The organism is Pseudomonas sp. HC1(2025) (assembly GCF_058742075.1).
The window spans coordinates 3,558,586-3,578,015 of the sequence record NZ_CP196017.1 but is presented as its reverse complement, the minus strand read 5'-3'; the positions used below and the strand labels follow the sequence as shown (position 1 = coordinate 3,578,015).

The following is a 19,430-nucleotide window of genomic DNA, read 5'->3' as shown; positions in this document are numbered from 1 at the left end:
GGCTTTTTGGGTGGCGGTCGGTTGCCCGCGGTTCCGCCCGGAGCGCCAACCCATGCGATAGATAATGTGTCGCACCAACCGCTGTACTATGGTGAGGCCGCTTCGGCGGTCGACCCTTCCACTACCTTCAACCTCGCGGGATTCTGAATGCAGGCCACTCGCTTGACCCTGATCGCCCACGCCCCTACGTGCGCCCGTAAACCGGCACGTTTTGCCCTGGACGAGTCATTGCAAATGGACTGGCAGCAGGCACGCCTGTCCCAGGCGCAGCGCTTCAAGCGGGCACCGCGCCTGCTGTGTGGACCGGAGGCGCGAACCCGGCAAACTGCGGGGTTGTTCGGCGAGTCCGCGCAGGTTGAACAGGCGTTACGTGACTGTGATCTGGGGCGGTGGCAAGGCATGGCCATCGATGCGATTCAACACGCTGAACCCGAGGCCTTGCAGGCCTGGCTCACGGACAGCACGGCAGCGCCCCATGGCGGCGAGTCCGTGGCCCAGTTGTGCGAGCGAGTGGCGCAGTGGCTAGGCACCCTGGAACAGGCGCCGGGCCATGTGCTGGCGGTGACTCACCCCTTTGTGATCCGTGCTGCGTTGCTGCATGCGCTGCAATGCCCCCCGGCTATGTTCAACCGGATCGATGTGGAACCGCTCTCTAGCACTGAGCTGCGTTTCAATGGCATCTGGCGCCTGCGCCTGCAAACGCGCGAGACCTGAGCGGCGCGAACATGGCAAAATCCCCGCCCCGCACTGAGAACCCCGTCATGAAAAAAATCCTGATCATCGGCATTGGCGCCGGCAACCCCGACTACATCACGATGCAGGCGGTGAAGGCGCTTAACCGCACCGACGTGTTTTTCCTGATGGACAAGGGCCAGAGCAAGGACAAGCTGATCGACCTGCGACGGGAAATCTGCCAGACCTACATCGACGCCGGGCACGTCTACCGCTTTGTCGAAGCCGACTGCCCCGAGCGCGTGCGTGGCGAGATTGACTACACCACGGCCGTGCAGGATCTGAACCGCGACAAGCAACAGACGTTCGAGCGCATGATCAACCAGGAAATGGCCGACGGCGAAGTGGGCGCTTTCCTGGCCTGGGGCGATCCGGCGTTGTACGACAGCACCATCCGCATCCTGCAGGCGATCCTGGCCAGTGGCAGCAGTGAGTTTGAATTCGAGGTCATTCCCGGGATTACCAGCGTCCAGGCCTTGGCGGCCCAGCATAAGGTGGCGTTGAACCGCATCGGCCGTTCCATCGAGATCACCACCGGGCGCCGGCTCGCGGCGGGGCAGGCCAGCGATGCCGATACGTTGGTGGTGATGCTTGACGCCGAGGACTCCTACCGTAGCGTCGCGGACCAGGAGATGGACATTTATTGGGGCGCGTACCTGGGCACCCCGGATGAAATCCTGATCAGCGGCAAGGTGGCCGAGGTGGCCGACGAAATCGAGCGCGTGCGCAAGGCGGCGCGCCAGGCCAATGGCTGGATCATGGATACCTACCTGCTGCGCAAGCCGTAGGGGGGAATGCAATAAACAAAGTGGGAGCGGGCTTGCCCGCGATGGCGGGGTGTCAGTCAGCCTATGTATTGGCTGATACACCGCGATCGCGGGCAAGCCCGCTCCCACATTGGATGTGTGGTGCTTAGGGGAATGTCACTTGCCGCTGGTAATCTGCCTGACCAGCAGGCCATGCCCCGCTACATCCTCGGCCCGGGAAATCGCCTGGATCACCAGCAATCGGTTGCCGGAGCCGGCAAGGAAGGTCGAGTTCAAGGTCTTGCCGCCGCCCATGCTGGCGGTGCCATCAATCTGGCGCAGGCCCACGCCCTTGATCAGCAGTTTCTTCTGCGCCAGTTTCTTGTAGTCCGGCAGGCTGGTGCCTACGTCCTTGAGGAAACCTTCAGCTGCGCTATCGAGAAACAGCGGTTCGTCGTCCTTCAGGTCGATACCGTCGTTGCGCAAGGTCTGGGCCACCACCACCACGCTTTTTGACGCCTGGTTGATGTACATCGTGCCATTGGCGCCCGCGGTGCCCTGGGCTTGTGCGCCGGCGGGCAGGGCGTCGGCCACGTAGCCCTTGGGCAGGGTGAAGGTGAACTTGCCGTCCAGGGTCGAGACGATCTGGAAGTCGTCCGGCGGCGCGGCGGCCGGCTTGGCAGCCGCGAACAGCGGGCTGGCGCCCAGGCTGACAGTCAGCGCCAGGGCCAGGCGGGCGGCGGTTTTGCTGAGGGTGAGCATGAGGTCTTCCAATGGATGAACGAAATTGCGCTGTATTCTGTCAGAAAATTCGCAATATCGTTCAGATCCATCCTCAGACCTTTCCGGACTCTTCTTCGAGGCGGTCCATTTCAAACAACCGCGCCAGTTCCGCACGGGCTTCCTGGGCCGACTGCATCACCTTGGCCGCATCGTCGTACACCGCGTGCTGCGCTGTCAGCAGTTGCAGGTCGTGATGCTTGAAACGGTTGATCCGCGCATCGGCCTGGGCCTCGCTCAGGCCCAGGCCGACCAGGGTGCGGCGGCTCATTTCCAGGCTGGAATAGAACGTTTCGCGCACCGGTGACGCGTCCAGGTCCACCAGGCGATGCACGTGCTGGCGGTTACGGGCGCGGGCGATGATTTTCATGTGCGGGTAGAGGTTGCGCACCAGTTCGGCGGTCTTGATGTTGATCTCTGGATCATCCATGGCGATCACGAAATATTCGGCCTGGTCGACCTTCGCCGCATGCAGGATTTCGGGTCGCTGGGGGTCGCCGTAGAACACCGGCATACCGCCGAAACTGCGGGTCAGCTCGATGGTTTCGACCGAGGTGTCGAGGGCGATAAACGAGATGTTCTGCGCCCGCAGGATCCGCGCCACGATCTGCCCCATGCGGCCCATGCCGGCGATCACCACCCGTGGCGCATCGCTCTCGATGGCGCGGTATTCTTCCGGCACTTCCACCGGCTTGGCCTTGGGCCGAAACAGCTTCGGGCACAGCAGTAACAGCAGCGGAGTGAGGGCCATCGACAGGGTGATAGTCAACACCAGCACGTCGTACAGCTGCGGGGCGAACAGGCCCTGGTCGCGGCCGATCTTGAACACCACAAAGGCAAATTCACCGCCGGCCGCCAGCACTACGCCCAGGCGTACTGCGCTCTCGCGGTTGAGTTCGCCGACCATCTGCCCGACCGCGTACAGCAGCGGCAACTTGATGGCGATCAGCAGCAGGGTCAGCCCCAGCACCACAAAGGGCGTGCTGAACAACAGGCCGATATTGGCGCCCATGCCCACGCTGATAAAGAACAGCCCCAGCAACAGGCCCTTGAACGGCTCGATCTGCGATTCCAGCTCGTGGCGGTATTCCGAGTCGGCCAACAGCAGGCCGGCGAGGAACGCGCCCAGGGCCATGGACACGCCCACCAGTTCCATCAGCCAGGCGGTGCCAATCACCACCAGCAGCGCGGTGGCGGTGGACACTTCGCGCAGGCCGGTCTTGGCGACGATCCGAAACACCGGCCGCAACAGGTAGCGACCGCCGATGATCACCACGGCGATGCTGCCCAATACCTGCAAACCGTGGTTCAGGTCCTGGGCGGCGGTGGTGGTGTGGTCGCTGCCGGCCAGCAGCGGCACCATGGCGATCAGCGGGATCGCCGCGATGTCCTGGAACAACAGGATGGCAAACGCCAGGCGCCCGTGGGGGCTGTTCAGTTCCTTGCGTTCGGCCAGGCTTTGCAGACCGAAGGCGGTGGAAGACAGCGCCAGGCCCAGGCCCAGCACAATCGCGCTGTTCCACGACTGGCCAAACGCCCAGAGCGCCACGGCGCCCATCACCATGGCAGTCAACAGCACTTGTGCCAGGCCCACGCCAAACACGGCCTTGCGCATCACCCACAGGCGTTTGGGCGACAGCTCCAGGCCGATGATGAACAGCAACAACACCACCCCAAGCTCAGAGAACTGCGCGACGCTTTGCGGGTTGCCCACCAACCCCAGCACCGAGGGGCCGATGATCACACCGGCGAACAGATAGCCCAGCACCGCGCCCAGTTTCAGGTGCTTGGCCAGGGGTACGGTGAGCACCGCCGCTAGCAGGAACACCACGGCCGCTTGTAACAGGTTGCCTTCATGGGGCATCGCTTACTCCAGGATCTTTGAGGCGAATCGACAGGGCGCTATTAGAGCGCGCTTTTATGCGGTTGAATCTGAATTTTTGCCGAGGTAGGGCGCTGCACGCCGGCGCCTGTTGGATGTCGTCCAAATCCTACAAGGCACTTACGAAAGTATTAATACCATTTATTTCAATGACTTTAACGCGCGTCAGCTACGGTTCTGACAACAGGATTGTTGTCATCACGGTCAGGTAATTCGCTTTCGATGCGTGTTGGATCTGTTGCATGGGGCTTCTACGCATTCACGGACGAAAGGCTTGGACCACGAAGGAGTTGTTGCCCGTGGAAAGAAGAATTGTTGCTGGCGCCAAAACCCATGTTTCTCCTCTCTCTCTTGCGATTCGTCTGGGTGTCCTCGGGCTGGTGGCAGGCCTGGCGAGCCCCGAGGCGTTGGCGGCGTGCTCGCCGGCGAACCCGGGCGTAAACGCGGTGGTTAGCTGTACCGGGGCGCCAAGCCTGCCCCTGACGCCGGTCAACAACTTTTCCAGTTCGACCAATGGCCTGCAGGTCACCGTCGATGCCGCAGCGCGGATGAACACTGTGCTGGGCACGGTATTGAGCTTGACGGGTAGCGGTATAACGCTGACTAACCTGGGGGTGATTGATCCGGCGTTCCTGTTGCCCCTCAGCGCCTTGACCAGTGGCGTGGTGATTGGCAACGCTTCAACCTCAGGCAACGTATCGGTGACCAACAGCGGCACGATCAGAGGCACCATCCCATTGCTGGATGTGGCCTCGCTGCTGGGCGGCGCGGCGCTCAATATCACCAATGGCGCAAACTTCACCACCAGCATCTACAACAGCGGCACTATCGGCGCTTCGAGCATTGGCGTATCGGTGCTGCAACCTGACGAAGCCCCTGTGGTGGTGGTGCAGGGCGGCTCCCGGGTCAATATGACCAACAGCGGCACGGTCACCGGCCGGATAGGCTTTGAAGCCTCGGGTGCCGCCGGCGGGGTTGGCAACTCGTTTATCAACGCAGGCACGCTCAATGGTGGGGTGTCCCTGGGCGCCGGGCGTGGGGGCAATACATTTACCGCGGTCACCGGGTCTGTGGTGAATGCCGGTACCGGGATCAGCCTGGGTGGACTGGTCAACGTCAATCTGTCGTTCGCGCCCTCCGGCAAGGTCGATGGCGGCGTGGGGGGGACCAACAATACCCTGGTCCTGGATAACCAACTGGCCGGGGTGAATGCTGTTATCCAGACCGGCACCGCATCCAGCAGTCAATACATCAACTTCAACAAACTGCTGATCAATGGCGGGACCTGGACCCTGCAAGGGGCGCTGGTCAACGGGTCGACGATACTCAATAGCGCCCTTGTGCAATTTGACAATAGCGCCGCGTTCGGCAGCGGCGTGCTGAACGTCAATGGCGGGACCCTGGCGGCCAGCACCGGTAACCTGAACGTGGCCAACAACGTGGTGATCGGTGCCGGTGGGCTCACGGTGCAGGGCACCAACGCTTTTGCCTTTGGCGGCAACCTTAGCGGCACGGGGGCCTTGCGCAAAAACGGTACGGCGGACCTGACCCTCAACACCACCAATACCTACAGCGGTGGCACCCAGTTGAACGCCGGCACTCTGGTGCTTGGGGCCACGGACGCGCTGGGCTCGGGCATCCTGACCGCCAGCGCCGGGACCAACCTGAGCACCGGCCCGCTGCTGGGCGCGGCGATTGCCCTGGCCAATGGCATCGACCTGCTGGGCAACCTGACCGTGATTGGCAGCAATGCGCTGACCCTGGGCGGGGTGATCGGTGGCAGCGGCGGCCTGGTCAAGGAAGGCAGCGGCGACCTGATTATCAGCGGCACCAACAGCTATCAGGGCAACACGGTGCTGAACCTCGGCAAATTGGTGGTGGGTGCCGACGGTGCACTGGGCGCCGGAGCGTTGAGCGCCGCCGCCGGCACCACTCTGGATGCCAATGCCACGGCGAGCCTGACCAACCAGGTCAGTCTCAACGGCGCGGTGACCGTGGGCGGGACCGCAGACTTGACGCTCACCGGGCCGATTATCGGGGGTGGCAGCCTGACCAAGAATGGCGGCGCCACCCTGAACCTCTCCGGCAATAACCTTTTCCTCGGTGGCCTGAACCTCAACGCTGGTACGTTGAAAGTGGGCAGCAATACAGCGCTGGGGTCGGGCAATTTGACCGTGAGTGGCGCCTCGAGCCTGGACAGCAGTGCCGCGGTGGCCCTGGTCAATAACATTGTGCTCAACGCCGGCTTGACCGTGGCGGGCAGCAACGCCCTGACCCTGGACGGTGCGCTCAGCGGCACCGGCACGCTGACCAAAGCGGGCACGGCCAACCTGACCCTCAATGGGATCAACACGTTCCAGGCGGGCACGCTGCTCAATGGCGGCCGCCTGACCCTGGGGAATGCCGCAGCCCTGGGCGGCGGTGCGTTGACCGTGGGTGGCGCGGCGAGCCTGGACAACAGCGCGGCGTTTACCTTGGGCAATAACATCACCCTCAATGCCGACCTGGCCCTGGCCGGCACCAATAACCTGACCCTGGGCGGGGTGATCAGTGGCGCCGGTGGCCTGACCAAAAATGGCACGGCCGACCTGACCTTAAGCGGCAACAACACCTTTACCGGCGCACTGAACATCCTTGGCGGTAGCGTGTTCGCCAGCAGCGCCGCGGCCCTCGGTGGCAACAGCGGGCTGAACATCGGCGCCGGCGCCAGCCTCAACCTGGCCGGCAATGGCGTGCTCGGCGGCTTGAGCGGCGCTGGCGTTATCGACGTGGGCTTGAACAACAGCCTCACCGTAGGCGGTGCCAATACCAGCAGCACATTTGGCGGCAGCCTCACAGGCAGCGGCAGTTTGATCAAAGTCGGCGGCGGCCAGCTCGAGCTGACCGGCATCAACAGCCTCAGCGGCAATACCCAGGTCAACGCCGGCATCTTGAAGGTGAGCAATACCCTGGGCAGCGCCATTGTCGACGTGAATGCCGGGGGCACCCTGACCGGCGGCGGATCGCTGCTGGGAGCGCTGAACATCAACAGCGGCGGCCACTTGGCCTTGAACAGCGCGGATACGCTGTCTACCGGCTCGCTAGTGGTGGGCAGCGGTGCCAACCTCGACGTCAGCCTTGGTGCGCCGTCCCCGACGCCGCTGCTCAGCGTCAATGGCAGTGTGAGCCTGGATGGCAACCTGAATGTCAGCAATGGCGGGGCCTTTGGTGCCGGTATCTACCGTTTGATCAACTACACCGGCAGCCTGGCCGGGCAGGGCCTGACAGTGACGGGCGTGCCCCAGGGCTTCAACCTGGGCGATGTGCTGGTAGATATCGCCACGGCCAATCAGGTGAACGTGGTGGTGTCGGTGGCCAACATGCTGTTCTGGGACGGCAGCCAGACCACCGGCAACGGCACGGTCGAAGGTGGCAATGGCACCTGGAGCGTTGGCGCCAGCAACTGGACCGCCATCGGCGGCACGCCCAACTCGGCCTGGGCCGGCGGCTTTGCAGTGTTCACAGGGACTGCGGGGACGGTCAGCGTGGACGGCACGCAGCAGTTCACCGGCCTGCAATTTGCCAGCGACGGCTACAACGTCGTGGGCGGTGCTGCGGGGCAACTGACGGCGGTCAACGGCAGCGCCGGCAATACAGCGATCCGTGTCGATCCAACCCTCACCGCGACCCTGGGCGTGAATATCGACGGCGCCGGCAAACTGGCCAAGCTCGACAGTGGCACCCTGGTGCTCAATGGCAACAACAGCTACACCGGCGGCACTGCCCTTGAGCGTGGGGCGCTGGTGGTGGGCAGTAACACCGCGCTGGGCGTCGGCCTGCTGAGCACGGCCGCGGGCACCACACTCTCCAGCAATAAAACCGTGGCCCTGGGCAATGACCTGGCCCTGGCTGGCAACCTCAACGTCACTGGCAGCAATGCCCTGGCCTTGAATGGCGTGATCAGTGGCGCCGGCGGCCTGGTCAAGAGCGGCACCTCGCAGCTCACGTTGGGCGCTGTGAACACCTACCTCGGGCCCACCGCGCTGAACGCCGGTGGCCTGATCCTGGCGAGCAGTGGCGCCTTGGGCAATGGTGCGTTGAATGCGGCGGGCGGCACGACCCTGGACAGCAGCACCGCGGTCAGTGTCGGCAATGCCCTTAACCTGGGAGGCAACCTGAGCATTGGCGGTAGCGCCGACTTGACCCTGGGCGGGGTGATCAGTGGCAGCGGCAGCCTGACCAAGGAGGGCGCGGCCAACCTGACCCTCAATGGCCTCAACAACTACCAGGGCGGCCTCACCCTCAATGCGGGCACCCTGACCCTGGGCACTGCGGCGGCACTGGGTACGGGTGGGCTGACCGTGACGGGCAATTCGACCCTGGCCAGCAGCACGCCACTGGTCTTGGCCAACGACTTGACCGTCAACGCCGGCCTGAGCGTGGGCGCCAGCAATAACCTGACGCTGGCCGGTGTGCTGGCGGGCAATGGCAGCCTGATCAAGACCGGTACTTCAGACCTGACGCTGGCGGGCAACAACACCTTCAGCGGCCTGCTGGATATCCAGGCGGGCAGCCTCACCACCGTCGGCAACGGTGCGCTGGGTAACAACAGCGCGATCAACCTGGCGACCGGCACTGCCTTGAACCTGGGCAGCTCCGCCAGCCTGGGCAACCTCACCGGCGCCGGTACTGCGCTGGTCGGCCTCGGCAATACCTTGAGCCTGGGCGCCAACAATGGGAACGGCACTTTTGGTGGGGTTCTTGCCGGCTTGGGCAACGTCGACAAACTTGGCAGCGGCACGCTCACCCTGGCCGGGGTCAGTACGCTGGCAGGCAATACCCAGGTCAGCGCGGGCACCTTGAACGTCAACGGCCAACTGGCCAGCGCCGGGGTCAATGTGAACAGCGGCGCGACCCTCGGCGGCAGCGGGACCTTGCTGGGCACGGTGAATGTTGCCGATGGCGGCCACCTGGCCGTGAAGTCCGGCAGCGTACTGACCACCGGCGCCCTGGTGCTGGGGGCCAACGCCAACCTGGATGCCGGCCTCGGCGCGCCGTCCACGGGCGGCACCGAGCTGCTGCGGGTGTTGGGCAACCTGACCCTGGATGGCACCCTCAACATCAGTGATACCGGTGGCTTTGGCGCCGGGATCTATCGCCTGATCAACTACACCGGCGTGTTGACCAACAATGGCCTGCTCCTGGGCAGCCTGCCCGGTGGCGTCCTGCCTGGCAGCCTCGACCTGCAAACGGCGATTGGCAACCAGATCAACCTGCTGGTCAATGGCAACACCAACGTGCAGTTCTGGGATGGCAGCCAACTGGTGGGCAACGGCACCATCGAAGGCGGCAACGGCACCTGGAACGCGGCGTCGAGCAATTGGACCGAGCTCAACGGTAGCTTCAACCTGGGCTGGGCACCCAACAGCCTGGCGGTGTTCCAGGGCACGGCGGGCACCGTCACCGTGGACGGCGCGCAGGCGGTCACGGGCCTGCAATTTGTCACCGATGGCTACAACCTGGTGGGCGGTACGGCAGGCGGCCTGACCCTGTTCAATGGCGCCGGCGGCAACACCGCAGTGCGGGTCGACCCCACTGTCACCGCGACCCTGGATGTGAACCTCAGCGGCGGCGGCACCCTGGCCAAGCTGGACAGCGGCACCCTGGTGCTCAATGGCAGCAACACCTTCACCGGCGGCACGGCGCTGAACGGCGGCAGCCTGGTGGTGGGCAACAACAATGCCTTGGGCAGCGGCGTATTGACTGCCGCCAACGGCACCACCCTGGACAGCAACACAGCGCTCGCGCTGACCAATGACGTGGTTCTCAATGGCAGCCTGGCCATTGGCGGCAGCAATGCCCTGATCCTGGCGGGCACTGTCAGCGGCGCCGGCAGCCTGATCAAAAACGGCATCGCCAGCCTGACCTTGAGTGGCAGTAATACCTACCAGGGGCCTACCACCCTGAATGCCGGCGGTTTGATCCTGGCCTCCAGCAGCGCCCTGGGCGCAGGCGCGTTGAACAGCAGCGCCGGGACCACCCTCGACACCACCGCTGCAGTGACCCTCGCCAATGCTCTGAACCTGAGCGGCAACCTGGGTATCCTCGGCACGTCGGACCTGACCCTCAATGGCCCGGTCAACGGTGCCGGCGGGCTGATCAAAAGCGGTAGCGGCAACCTGACCCTCGCCGGCGGCAACGGCTATGTCGGCGGTACCCAACTCAACGCCGGCAGCCTGACCGTCGCTACGGGCAGCGCCCTGGGCGCAGGCGCCTTGCTGGTCAACGGCCCGGCGACCCTGGACAGCAGCGCGAATGTGACCCTGGGCAATGCGCTGACCCTCAATGGCACGCTGACAGTGGCCGGCAGCAACGGCCTGACCCTCGGCGGGATCGTCGACGGCGCCGCGCAGTTGATCAAGAACGGCGGGGCCAACCTCAGCCTCAATGGGGCCAACAGCTACGGCGGCGGTACGATGCTCAACGCCGGTACGCTCACCCTCGGCAGCAACACTGCGCTGGGCAGCGGTACCCTGAGCGTGGGCGGTGCGGCCACCCTGGATAACAGCGCACCGCTGGTGCTGGCCAATGCCATTGACCTCAATGCCGACCTCACCGTCGCCGGTAGCCACGACCTGAACCTGGCCGGCGTAGTGGCCGGCAATGGCGCACTGATCAAAAACGGCACGGCGGGCCTGACCCTCAGCGGCAATAACCTGCTGAGCGGCCCGTTGGCGGTGCTGGGGGGCAGCCTGACCACCGTCGGCTCCGGCGCCTTGGGCAACACCTCCGGGGTCACCGTGGGCAGCGGCGCCACCCTCAACCTGGGCAGCAGCGCCACACTCAGCACCCTGGCCGGCAACGGTGCACTGCAAGTGGCGGCGGGCAATACGCTGACCCTCGGCGGCACTAACACCTTCGGCGGTAGCCTGGGCGGCAGCGGTGCCCTGGATAAAGTCGGCACCGGCACCCTCAACCTCACCGGCAACAGCGGCCTGACCGGCGCTACCAGCGTCACGGGCGGCACGCTCAACGTGGCGGGCAGCCTGGCCAGCAGCAGCGTGACGGTCAACAACGGCGCGACCTTGAGCGGCGGCGGCAGCTTGGCCGGTGCGGTGACGGTGGCCGATGGCGGCCACCTGGGCCTGAGCAGCGCCAGTGCGCTGACCGTGGGTTCGCTGGTGCTGGGGGGCAATGCCAACCTGGATGTCGGCCTTGGCGTACCGGTAGGCGGTGGCGGCAGCGGGCTGCTGAATGTCGGCGGCGACCTGGTCCTGGATGGCAACCTCAATGTCAGTGATCTCGGCGGTTTCGGCACTGGGGTCTACAACCTCATCAACTACGCCGGGGCCCTGACCAATAACGGCCTGACCCTCGGGACTCTGCCCTCAAGCGTGACTGCCGATGACCTGCAACTGCAAACCGCGATCAGCAACAAGGTCAACCTGGTGGTCATCGCGCCCAACACCACCGTGCAGTTCTGGGACGGCGGCCAATTGATCGGCAACGGCGCCATCGACGGCGGCAACGGCACCTGGGGCAACGGCACCAATTGGGCGAATGTCGACGGCAGCCTCAACCAGAGCTGGAACGACAAGTTTGCGGTGTTCCAGGGCGCGGCTGGCACGGTCACGGTGGACGGCAGCCAAAGCCTGACGGGCATGCAGTTCGTCAGCGACGGCTACAACCTGGTGGCCGGTACCGCTGGCCAGTTGAACCTGGTGAACGGCGGCACTGGCAACACCGCCGTGCGGGTCGACCCCAACGTCACTGCGACCCTCGGTGTAAGCCTCAATGGCAGTGGCACCCTGGCCAAGCTGGACAGCGGCACCCTGGTGCTCAACGCCGCCAATGGCTACACCGGGGGTACCGCTCTGAACGGCGGCACCCTGGTGGTGGGCAACAACAATGCCCTGGGCAGCGGCGTATTGACCGCCGCCAACGGCACCACCCTGGCCAGCAACAGTGCTGTGACCCTGGGCAATAACGCGCTGCTCAACGGTGCGATGACCGTGGGCGGGGCCAATGCCTTGACCCTGGATGGCGTGGTCAGCGGCAATGGCAGCCTGGTGAAAACCGGCGCATCCAGCCTGACCCTCAATGGCGTCAACACCTACAGCGGCGGCACCAGCCTCAATGCCGGGCAACTGACGCTGGGCAACAATGCGGCACTGGGCAGTGGCGCCCTGAGCGTGGGCGGCGCGGCGCAGTTGGATGGCAGCAACGCCCTGCAACTGGCCAATGCCATTGCCCTGGGTGGTCAGTTGACGCTGTTGGGCAGCCATGACCTGACCTTGAGTGGCGCGCTCAGCGGCACCGCCAGCCTGGTGAAAAACGGCAACGGTGCGCTGTTGCTCACCGGCAGCAACAGCTATGGCGGCGGGACAACTCTCAATGGCGGCAGCACCACCGGTAGCACCAGCAGCCTACAAGGGGCGATAGCCAATAACGCGGCGCTGACCTTCGAGCAAAATGCCGATGGCACCTACACCGGCAACCTCACTGGTAGCGGCTCGCTGACCAAGACCGGCAGCGGTGATCTGCTGCTGACCGGCAACAACAGCTTCACCGGTAGCACCAACGTCACGGCCGGTGGCCTGCTGGTCAACGGCACCTTGAACAGTGCCGCCGTCCAGGTCGCCAGCGGCGCCTCCCTGGGCGGTAGCGGGCAATTGGCGGGGGCGGTGAGCATGGCTGACGGCTCGACCCTCGCGGCCGCAACTGCGACGCCGCTGTCCGTGGGTGCCCTGGCCTTGTCAGCGGGGACCAGCCTGGACTTCGCCCTCGGCGCACCGGGCGCATCGACCACGGTGGTCAACGTGGCCGGCAACCTGACCCTGGATGGCACCCTTAACATCAGCGACGCAGGAGGGTTCGGCGTTGGCGTCTACCAACTGTTCCGCTACGGCGGCAGCCTGACCGATAACGGCCTGCTGCTGGGCAACTTGCCAGGCGCGATTGTGCCGGGCGCGCTGAGCCTGCAAACGGCGCTGGCCAACCAGCTCAACCTGCTGGTGCAAACCGCGCCTGGGCAAATCCAGTTCTGGAACGGCACCACCACCAGCCCTGACGGCACGGTACATGGCGGTAGCGGCACCTGGGGCCCCGGCACCAACTGGACCGACCCGACCGGCACCCAAGGCCAGGCCTCGAACAACCAGTTTGCCGTGTTCGGCGGGCAGGGCGGGACCGTCACCGTGGCGGGCAATCAGAGCTTCACCGGCCTGCAAGTGTTGGACAGTGGCTACACGCTGGTCGCCGGCACGGGCGGCAGCCTCAGCCCCACCAATGCCGCAGACGGCAGCCTGGCGACGGTGCGTATCAATGCCGGCGTGACCACCGAGGTCTCGGCGCCCCTGGTGGGTAGCGGTGGGATCAACAAAACCGACGCGGGCACCTTGTTGCTGACCGGCGCCAACACCTACAGCGGCGGGACCACCGTCAGCGGGGGGACGCTGGCCGGGAACACCGGCAGCCTGCAAGGGGCAATCACCAACAACGCCAACCTGCTGTTCCAGCAAGACAGCAATGGCCAGTTCAACGGCACGCTGACCGGTACCGGCACTGTGGTCAAACAGGGCAACGGCAGCCTGTTGCTGACCGGCAACCAGCCGTTGAGCGGTGCAGTGGCCGTCAACCAGGGCCTGCTGCAAGTGGGCAATGCCAGCAACCCGGGGACTGTGCTCGGCGGCCAGGTGACTGTGGCCAATGGCGCGGGCCTGAGTGGCAACGGCAGTGTCGGCTCGCTGGTCAACCATGGCGTGGTCACTCCCGACAGCGGCAAACTCAGCGTCGCCGGGAACTTCACCAACGCTGCCGACGGCACTCTCAACCTGGTGATCACCCCATCGGTGGCCAGTTCCCTGGCGGTCGGCGGCAGCGCGAACCTGGCGGGCAGCCTGAATGTGCTCAACCTGGTGCCCTACACCGGGCCCACCACCTACACCCTGTTGACGGCTGGCGGTGGCGTGACCGGCACCTTTACCAACACCAACCTGCAGAACCTGGCGTTCCTCGATACGGCCCTCAACTACAGCCCGAACCAGGTAGCGTTGGCCGTGGGCCGCAACACCACCAGCTTCGCCAGCGTGGCGGCCACCGGCAACCAGCGGGCCGTGGCCACGGCCTTGGGCAGCGGCGTGGCAGTGGGCGGCAGTGCCGTACAAAACGCCTTGCTCACCGGCGATGCAGCCAATGCCCGCGCAGCGTTCGACAGCCTGTCGGGGGAAATCCACGCCAGCACCGCCAGCGCCTTGCTCGAGGATTCGCGCTACGTGCGTGACGCGGTCAACGAGCGCATGCGCCAACCGGGCTGCTACCGCCAGGACGATCCACGCAACAGCCTGGCACCCAGCGAAAACCGCCTGAGCAGCGCCGGGTGCCACGGCGAAATGGTCGGCTGGATGCGCGTCCTCGGCACCTGGGGCCACCTGGGCGGCGACAGCAACACCGCGCGCCTGGATCGCAACCTCAGCGGCTTCCTGCTGGGCACCGACAAGCAACTGGACGACGCCTGGCGCGCCGGTATCGCTGCTGGCTATACCCGCAGTGACCTGGACGCCAAGCGCCGCAACGCCAGTGCCGACGTCGACAGCTACCACCTGATGGCCTACACCGCGTATCAGCAGGAGGCCTTCGCCGCACGCATGGGCGTGGGTTACACCTGGCACGACATCGAAAGCAAACGTGACGTGGCCGTGGGCACCGAGGGTCAGCGCCTGAAAGCCGACTACAAGGCGCGCAGTGCGCAAGTGTTCGGTGAAGTCGGGTACACCGTGGAGGCCGGCGGCCTGGCCGTGGAACCGTTCGCGGGCCTGGCCTACGTCAACTACGCAAGCGACACCCTCAAGGAAAAAGGCGGTTCGGCCGCCCTCAAAGGGGATGCCGACCAGGACATCACGTTCTCCACCCTTGGCGTGCGCCTGGGTAAAACCATCGCCCTGGGCAACGGTTCGAGCATCACCCCACGGGGCAGCATCGGTTGGCGCCATGCCTTTGGTGACACCCAGCCGGATGCCGACCTGAGCTTTATCAATGGCGGCGCGTCCTTCAGCACTCAAGGCGTGCCGATTGCCAAGGACAGCGCGGTGGTGGAGGCGGGCGTCGATTACCAGATCAGCCCTAACGGCAAACTGGGACTGGGCTACTCGGGCCAGTTGTCACGCAACGACAAGGACCATGGGATGACCATCAGTTTCTCCCTCGGCTTCTGATCAAGGCCGGGTTCTTCAAGCCGCCCGCGAGGGCGGTTTTTTTTGCATTAAAGCTGGGTGTGTGCCCATGACCCCCGCGGCCTCGCGCCGATTCTTGCTACTATCGCGCTGCGTTTTCACCAGGAGCCAGCGCCTCATGCAACACCAGTGGGACCAAATGCACCGTACCCGCAAGCCTTCGTTCGTACTGTGCGGCGCGCCCCAGGGGCCGGTGCTCAATCTCTATGTCCATGGTTATTCCGCGTTTTTCAACCCGCAACAACTGGCCAATTTCCAGGCGCAACTGGCGGGGATCGAAGGTTCGACCAACGTGATGCTGTTCTGGCCGGCCGGGCACTTCCTGGAAAACCTGTTCGCCCCCTTCAAGGACATCATCGCCTCGATGCTCGGCGGCGGGACCCTGGGCGCGGCGACCGTGGGCCTGGGCAAGGCGGTGGGCTATTTTCTCGATCACTACAAAAGTGTCGAGGCGCGGGTGGACGAAGTGGCCAGGACGCTGTTGGCGGAACTGGCCAACTACCTGCATGCCGAGTCGATCGAGGTGCGCCAGATCAACCTGATCGGCCATTCCCTGGGCGCTCGCCTGCTGGTCAAGAGCCTGCTGGCCAGCCCGGAGCTGGCCCGGGAGCTGCCGCTCAATCACCTGTTGTTGATGGGCGGCGCGATTTGCACGTCCAGCCCCTGGGAGCAGGTGTCGGCACCGCTCAAGGGGCGGGTGATCAACTGCCATTCCAGCAAGGACTGGGCCCTGGCGCTCAAGCCGGATACCGAACGCTGCATCGGCCGCTATGCCATTCCCCTGACCCCATCGCTCAAGGGCAAGGTGACCAACGTGCATCTGGTCACCTTCGACCACGCCGCCTACTGGCCGCAGTTGCAGACCGTGGTGCAGTACACCGACTTGCTGCACGAGCGCCGGGGCATGATCCGTGCGGACCAGCGCAGTGCCCAGGTGCGCTTTGCCGAGGAGGATGTGGACCTGTTCCCGGTGCTGCTCCAGGCACGGGCGCCGGAGTTGCAGTTCCTCGCCGAGTTGATGGCCGCCAAGCGCAGTGCGACCATCGCTGCGGATGTACGTGACCCATTGCAGTTGGCCATCGAGTTGCAGCGCATGGGTGGTGACAGCTTCATGAACCTGGCCCGTGGGCACGGTGTGAGTTATCGCCAATTGGCCCAGGACGTGGCCCTGCGCGTCGGCATCAAGTTTGACCAGCCCCTCGACAGCGTGGCCCTGGTGAGCCTGGAAGAACGGGTCGCCGAGACCCTGATCGAGCAGTACAAGGACAAACTCAGCCAGGCCGACCGCCAGGTGTTCGAGGCTGAGCTGCGGGCGGCGGCGCAAAAGGAGCAGGGGTTTTTCCACCGTTTCGATGTCGGCCGTTCGGCCACCACCGCCTTGAGCGGTACAGCGCTGGCCGGGTTGACCGGGTTTATCGTGCGGCGCGGCGCGGCCACGGCGATTCCGGTGGTGGGGCAGGCGTTGGCGGCGGCGATGCTGCTGGTGAGCGGGGTACGTGCGTTTTCCGGGCCGGCGTATTCCATCACGACCCTGGCGGTGCTGGTGCTGGGGGTGATTCGCCAGCGCATGGAACGCGAGGCGCTGAATCAGGAAATGGACCTGGTGGTGCAGGTGGTCGAGGCGTTCGATCTGCCCCGTGAAACGCTGATGCGCACGGTCTCGCCTGACTGCTAAGCTGCGGGCTTGTCCTGTGTGTCTGCCTGGTACCCCGCGTGAAATTCAGCCTGCCGAAAATTGCTACCGCGCCGTTCTGCCCACCGGAAGTGGCGGGCACCATCCCCGTCGATCCCCGCGCATCGTTCTTCAAACGGGTCGTGCAGTTTGCCGGCCCCGGCCTGCTGATTTCCATCGGCTACATGGACCCCGGCAACTGGGCCACGGCCATCGAGGCCGGGTCGCGCTATGGCTATAGCCTGTTGTTTGTGGTGTTGCTCGCCAGCCTGGCGGGGATGGCGGTGCAGTGCCTGTGTTCGCGCCTGGGCATCGCCACTGGCAAGGACCTGGCGCAGTTGTGCCGCGAACGCTACAGCCGGCGTTCAGCGCGCACGCAATGGGTGCTGGCGGAAATCTCGATCATTGCCACCGACCTCGCCGAAGTCCTCGGCTGCGCCCTGGCGTTCCATCTGCTGCTGGGGGTATCGCTGACCACCGGGATTGTCATCACCGCGTTTGACACGCTGCTGATCCTGGCCCTGCAAAACCGCGGCTTCCGGCGCCTGGAAGCGATCATGCTGGCGCTGGTGGCGACCATCGGGGTGTGTTTTTTTGTCGAGCTGGTGTTGATCAAACCGTATTGGCCAGACGTCTTGCGCGGTTTCACGCCGTCGCTCTCGGCGATCAGCGATGCCGCGCCGCTGTACCTGGCCATCGGCATCCTCGGGGCCACCGTGATGCCGCATAACCTGTACCTGCACACGTCCATCGTGCAGACCCGCTTGTTCGGCAAGGACCTGGCCAGCCGCCAGGACGCGGTCAAGCTGGCGCGTATCGACACCATCGGCTCCCTGGCCCTGGCCTTGCTGGTCAACGCCGCGATCCTGGTGCTGGCCGCCGCGGCCTTCCACCAGAGCGGTCATACCGAGGTCGTGGAAATCCAGGACGCCTACCACCTGCTGGACCCGCTGGTGGGCGGTGCCTTCGCCAGTATCCTGTTCGGCATTGCCTTGCTGGCGTCCGGGCAAAGCTCGACCTTCACCGGCACCATCGCCGGCCAGGTGATCATGGAGGGTTACCTCAACCTGCGCATTCCCTGCTGGCAACGCCGCCTGATCACCCGTGGCCTGGCGCTGATCCCGGCGTTCCTCGGGGTGTGGTTGATGGGCGACCAGGCCATTGGCAAGTTGCTGATCCTCAGCCAGGTGGTGCTCAGCCTGCAACTGCCGTTTGCCCTGTACCCGCTGATCCGCATGACCGGCGACCGGCAATTGATGGGGCCGTTCGTCAATCGCCTGTCCACCAGGATCCTGGCCTGGAGCCTGTTCACCGTGATCAGCGGCGCCAACGCCTGGCTGATCGGCCAGTGGCTGTTCTGAGTCAGCGGTCCCAGTAGGGCACGCTGCCAAAACGCTCGACAAAAAAGTCGATGACCGTGCGCACCTTCACCGACAACCGCCGGCTGCCGGGCCACAGCGCGGCAATCTGCTGCGGCTCCAGGGTGGTCGCCACTTCGTAATCGCTCAGTACCGCCTGTAAGCGCCCGGCGCGCAGGCTGTCGCCGATCAGCCAGGAGGGGAACACCACGAACCCCAGGCCTTGTTCGGCGGCGCGTGCCAGGGTGTCGGCGTGGTTGCCGGTGATCGGGCCCTTGACTGTATAGGGCGTCCAGTCGTCCTGGGCGCGGCGGAAGAACCAACGCTGCTGGCCGTTCACGCCCTTGTACGCCAGGCACTGATGATTGCGCAGCTCATCGGGATGGCGCGGCGTGCCATAGCGCGCCAGGTACTCGGGGCTGGCGGCGATGCGGTAGCGCTGGGGCGCGAAAATGCGCGCCTGCATTCCCGAATCGTTGAGCACACCGATCCGGAACAGCAGGTCGGCGCCTTCCTGCAAGGGGTCGACGTAGGTGTCGGTCTGCTGGATGTCCAGTTGCAGCTTGGGATATCGCTGGCACAACTCCGCCAGCCAGGGCGACAGGTGCCGTTGGCCGAACACCATGGGCGCATTGATGCGCACCAGGCCGCTGGGTTCGCTTTCCTGTTCTTGCAGGGCCTGCCCGGCCTCTTCCAGTTGTTGCAGCATCAGGCGCGCATGATGCCCGAGCAGGCGCCCGGCTTCCGTGGGGCTGACGGCGCGGGTGTGCCGATACAGCAATTGCTGGCTCAGGGCCTGTTCCATCAATTGGATCTGCCGGGAGATGGAAGAGGGCGCCAGGCCTTCGCGGCGTGCGACCTCGGAGAAACTGCCGTGGTCCAGCACCGCCACGAACAGGCGCAGCGCCTTGAAACTCAACTCATTGAAGCCCTGCATGGGCCCTCCGTGCTGTGCGATTTACGCAAAGGTGTTGTCTGCATGCTCCCATTTATCGCACAGATGGGCCAGCGGATAATGCGCGTCATTGTTTAATCTGACGTGTAGGTGGT

General features: G+C 64.8%; 8 protein-coding genes. 5 read left to right on the top strand and 3 right to left on the bottom strand.

Features of this window, described 5'->3' with window-relative positions:
- Positions 1–147: 147 nt before the first annotated feature.
- Positions 148–714 (top strand): histidine phosphatase family protein, encoded by a 567-nt coding sequence (locus tag ACSSVH_RS15940; protein ID WP_169954748.1) that lies wholly within the window; start codon positions 148–150, stop codon positions 712–714.
- Between the two features lie 47 nt (positions 715–761).
- On the top strand, positions 762–1,520 hold the full coding sequence (gene cobF, locus ACSSVH_RS15935; protein ID WP_169954747.1) for a precorrin-6A synthase (deacetylating): 759 nt from the start codon (positions 762–764) through the stop codon (positions 1,518–1,520).
- 135 nt (positions 1,521–1,655) lie between these two features.
- Here cobF and ACSSVH_RS15930 read toward each other — a convergent pair whose 3' ends face one another.
- Both ACSSVH_RS15930 and ACSSVH_RS15925 read right to left on the bottom strand, forming a co-directional pair.
- Positions 1,656–2,240: a DcrB/PsbP domain-containing protein gene (locus tag ACSSVH_RS15930; RefSeq protein WP_169954746.1), complete on the bottom strand. Its 585-nt coding sequence runs from the start codon at positions 2,238–2,240 to the stop codon at positions 1,656–1,658.
- Between the two features lie 73 nt (positions 2,241–2,313).
- Positions 2,314–4,122 (bottom strand): monovalent cation:proton antiporter-2 (CPA2) family protein, encoded by a 1,809-nt coding sequence (locus ACSSVH_RS15925; protein WP_169954745.1) that lies wholly within the window; start codon positions 4,120–4,122, stop codon positions 2,314–2,316.
- A 317-nt stretch (positions 4,123–4,439) separates the two neighbouring features.
- Between ACSSVH_RS15925 and ACSSVH_RS15920 the strand changes: the two genes are divergently transcribed.
- From ACSSVH_RS15920 to ACSSVH_RS15910, 3 genes are all read left to right on the top strand, one after another.
- Positions 4,440–15,332 carry an autotransporter-associated beta strand repeat-containing protein gene (locus ACSSVH_RS15920; protein WP_492633449.1) on the top strand — a complete coding sequence of 3,631 codons (10,893 nt, stop codon included), beginning with the start codon at positions 4,440–4,442 and terminating at the stop codon, positions 15,330–15,332.
- Between the two features lie 136 nt (positions 15,333–15,468).
- Positions 15,469–17,025 (top strand): DUF726 domain-containing protein, encoded by a 1,557-nt coding sequence (locus tag ACSSVH_RS15915; RefSeq protein WP_492633448.1) that lies wholly within the window; start codon positions 15,469–15,471, stop codon positions 17,023–17,025.
- A gap of 38 nt (positions 17,026–17,063) precedes the next feature.
- Entirely contained in the window at positions 17,064–18,383 is a 1,320-nt protein-coding gene (locus ACSSVH_RS15910; protein ID WP_492633447.1) for an Nramp family divalent metal transporter, read from the top strand.
- Between the two features lies 1 nt (position 18,384).
- Here ACSSVH_RS15910 and ACSSVH_RS15905 read toward each other — a convergent pair whose 3' ends face one another.
- Positions 18,385–19,317, bottom strand: a complete 933-nt coding sequence (locus ACSSVH_RS15905; protein ID WP_169954741.1) for a LysR family transcriptional regulator — start codon at positions 19,315–19,317, stop codon at positions 18,385–18,387.
- Between the last annotated feature and the right edge of the window lie 113 nt (positions 19,318–19,430).

What these genes read in the sequence shown, in the direction of transcription:
- ACSSVH_RS15940 (WP_169954748.1), top strand. Translation starts at nt 148, where the DNA reads ATGCAGGCCACTCGCTTGACCCTGATCGCCCACGCCCCTACGTGCGCC.
- ACSSVH_RS15930 (WP_169954746.1), bottom strand. Translation starts at nt 2,240, where the DNA reads ATGCTCACCCTCAGCAAAACCGCCGCCCGCCTGGCCCTGGCGCTGACT.
- ACSSVH_RS15915 (WP_492633448.1), top strand. Translation starts at nt 15,469, where the DNA reads ATGCAACACCAGTGGGACCAAATGCACCGTACCCGCAAGCCTTCGTTC.
- ACSSVH_RS15905 (WP_169954741.1), bottom strand. Translation starts at nt 19,317, where the DNA reads ATGCAGGGCTTCAATGAGTTGAGTTTCAAGGCGCTGCGCCTGTTCGTG.
- ACSSVH_RS15925 (WP_169954745.1), bottom strand. Translation starts at nt 4,122, where the DNA reads ATGCCCCATGAAGGCAACCTGTTACAAGCGGCCGTGGTGTTCCTGCTA.
- cobF (WP_169954747.1), top strand. Translation starts at nt 762, where the DNA reads ATGAAAAAAATCCTGATCATCGGCATTGGCGCCGGCAACCCCGACTAC.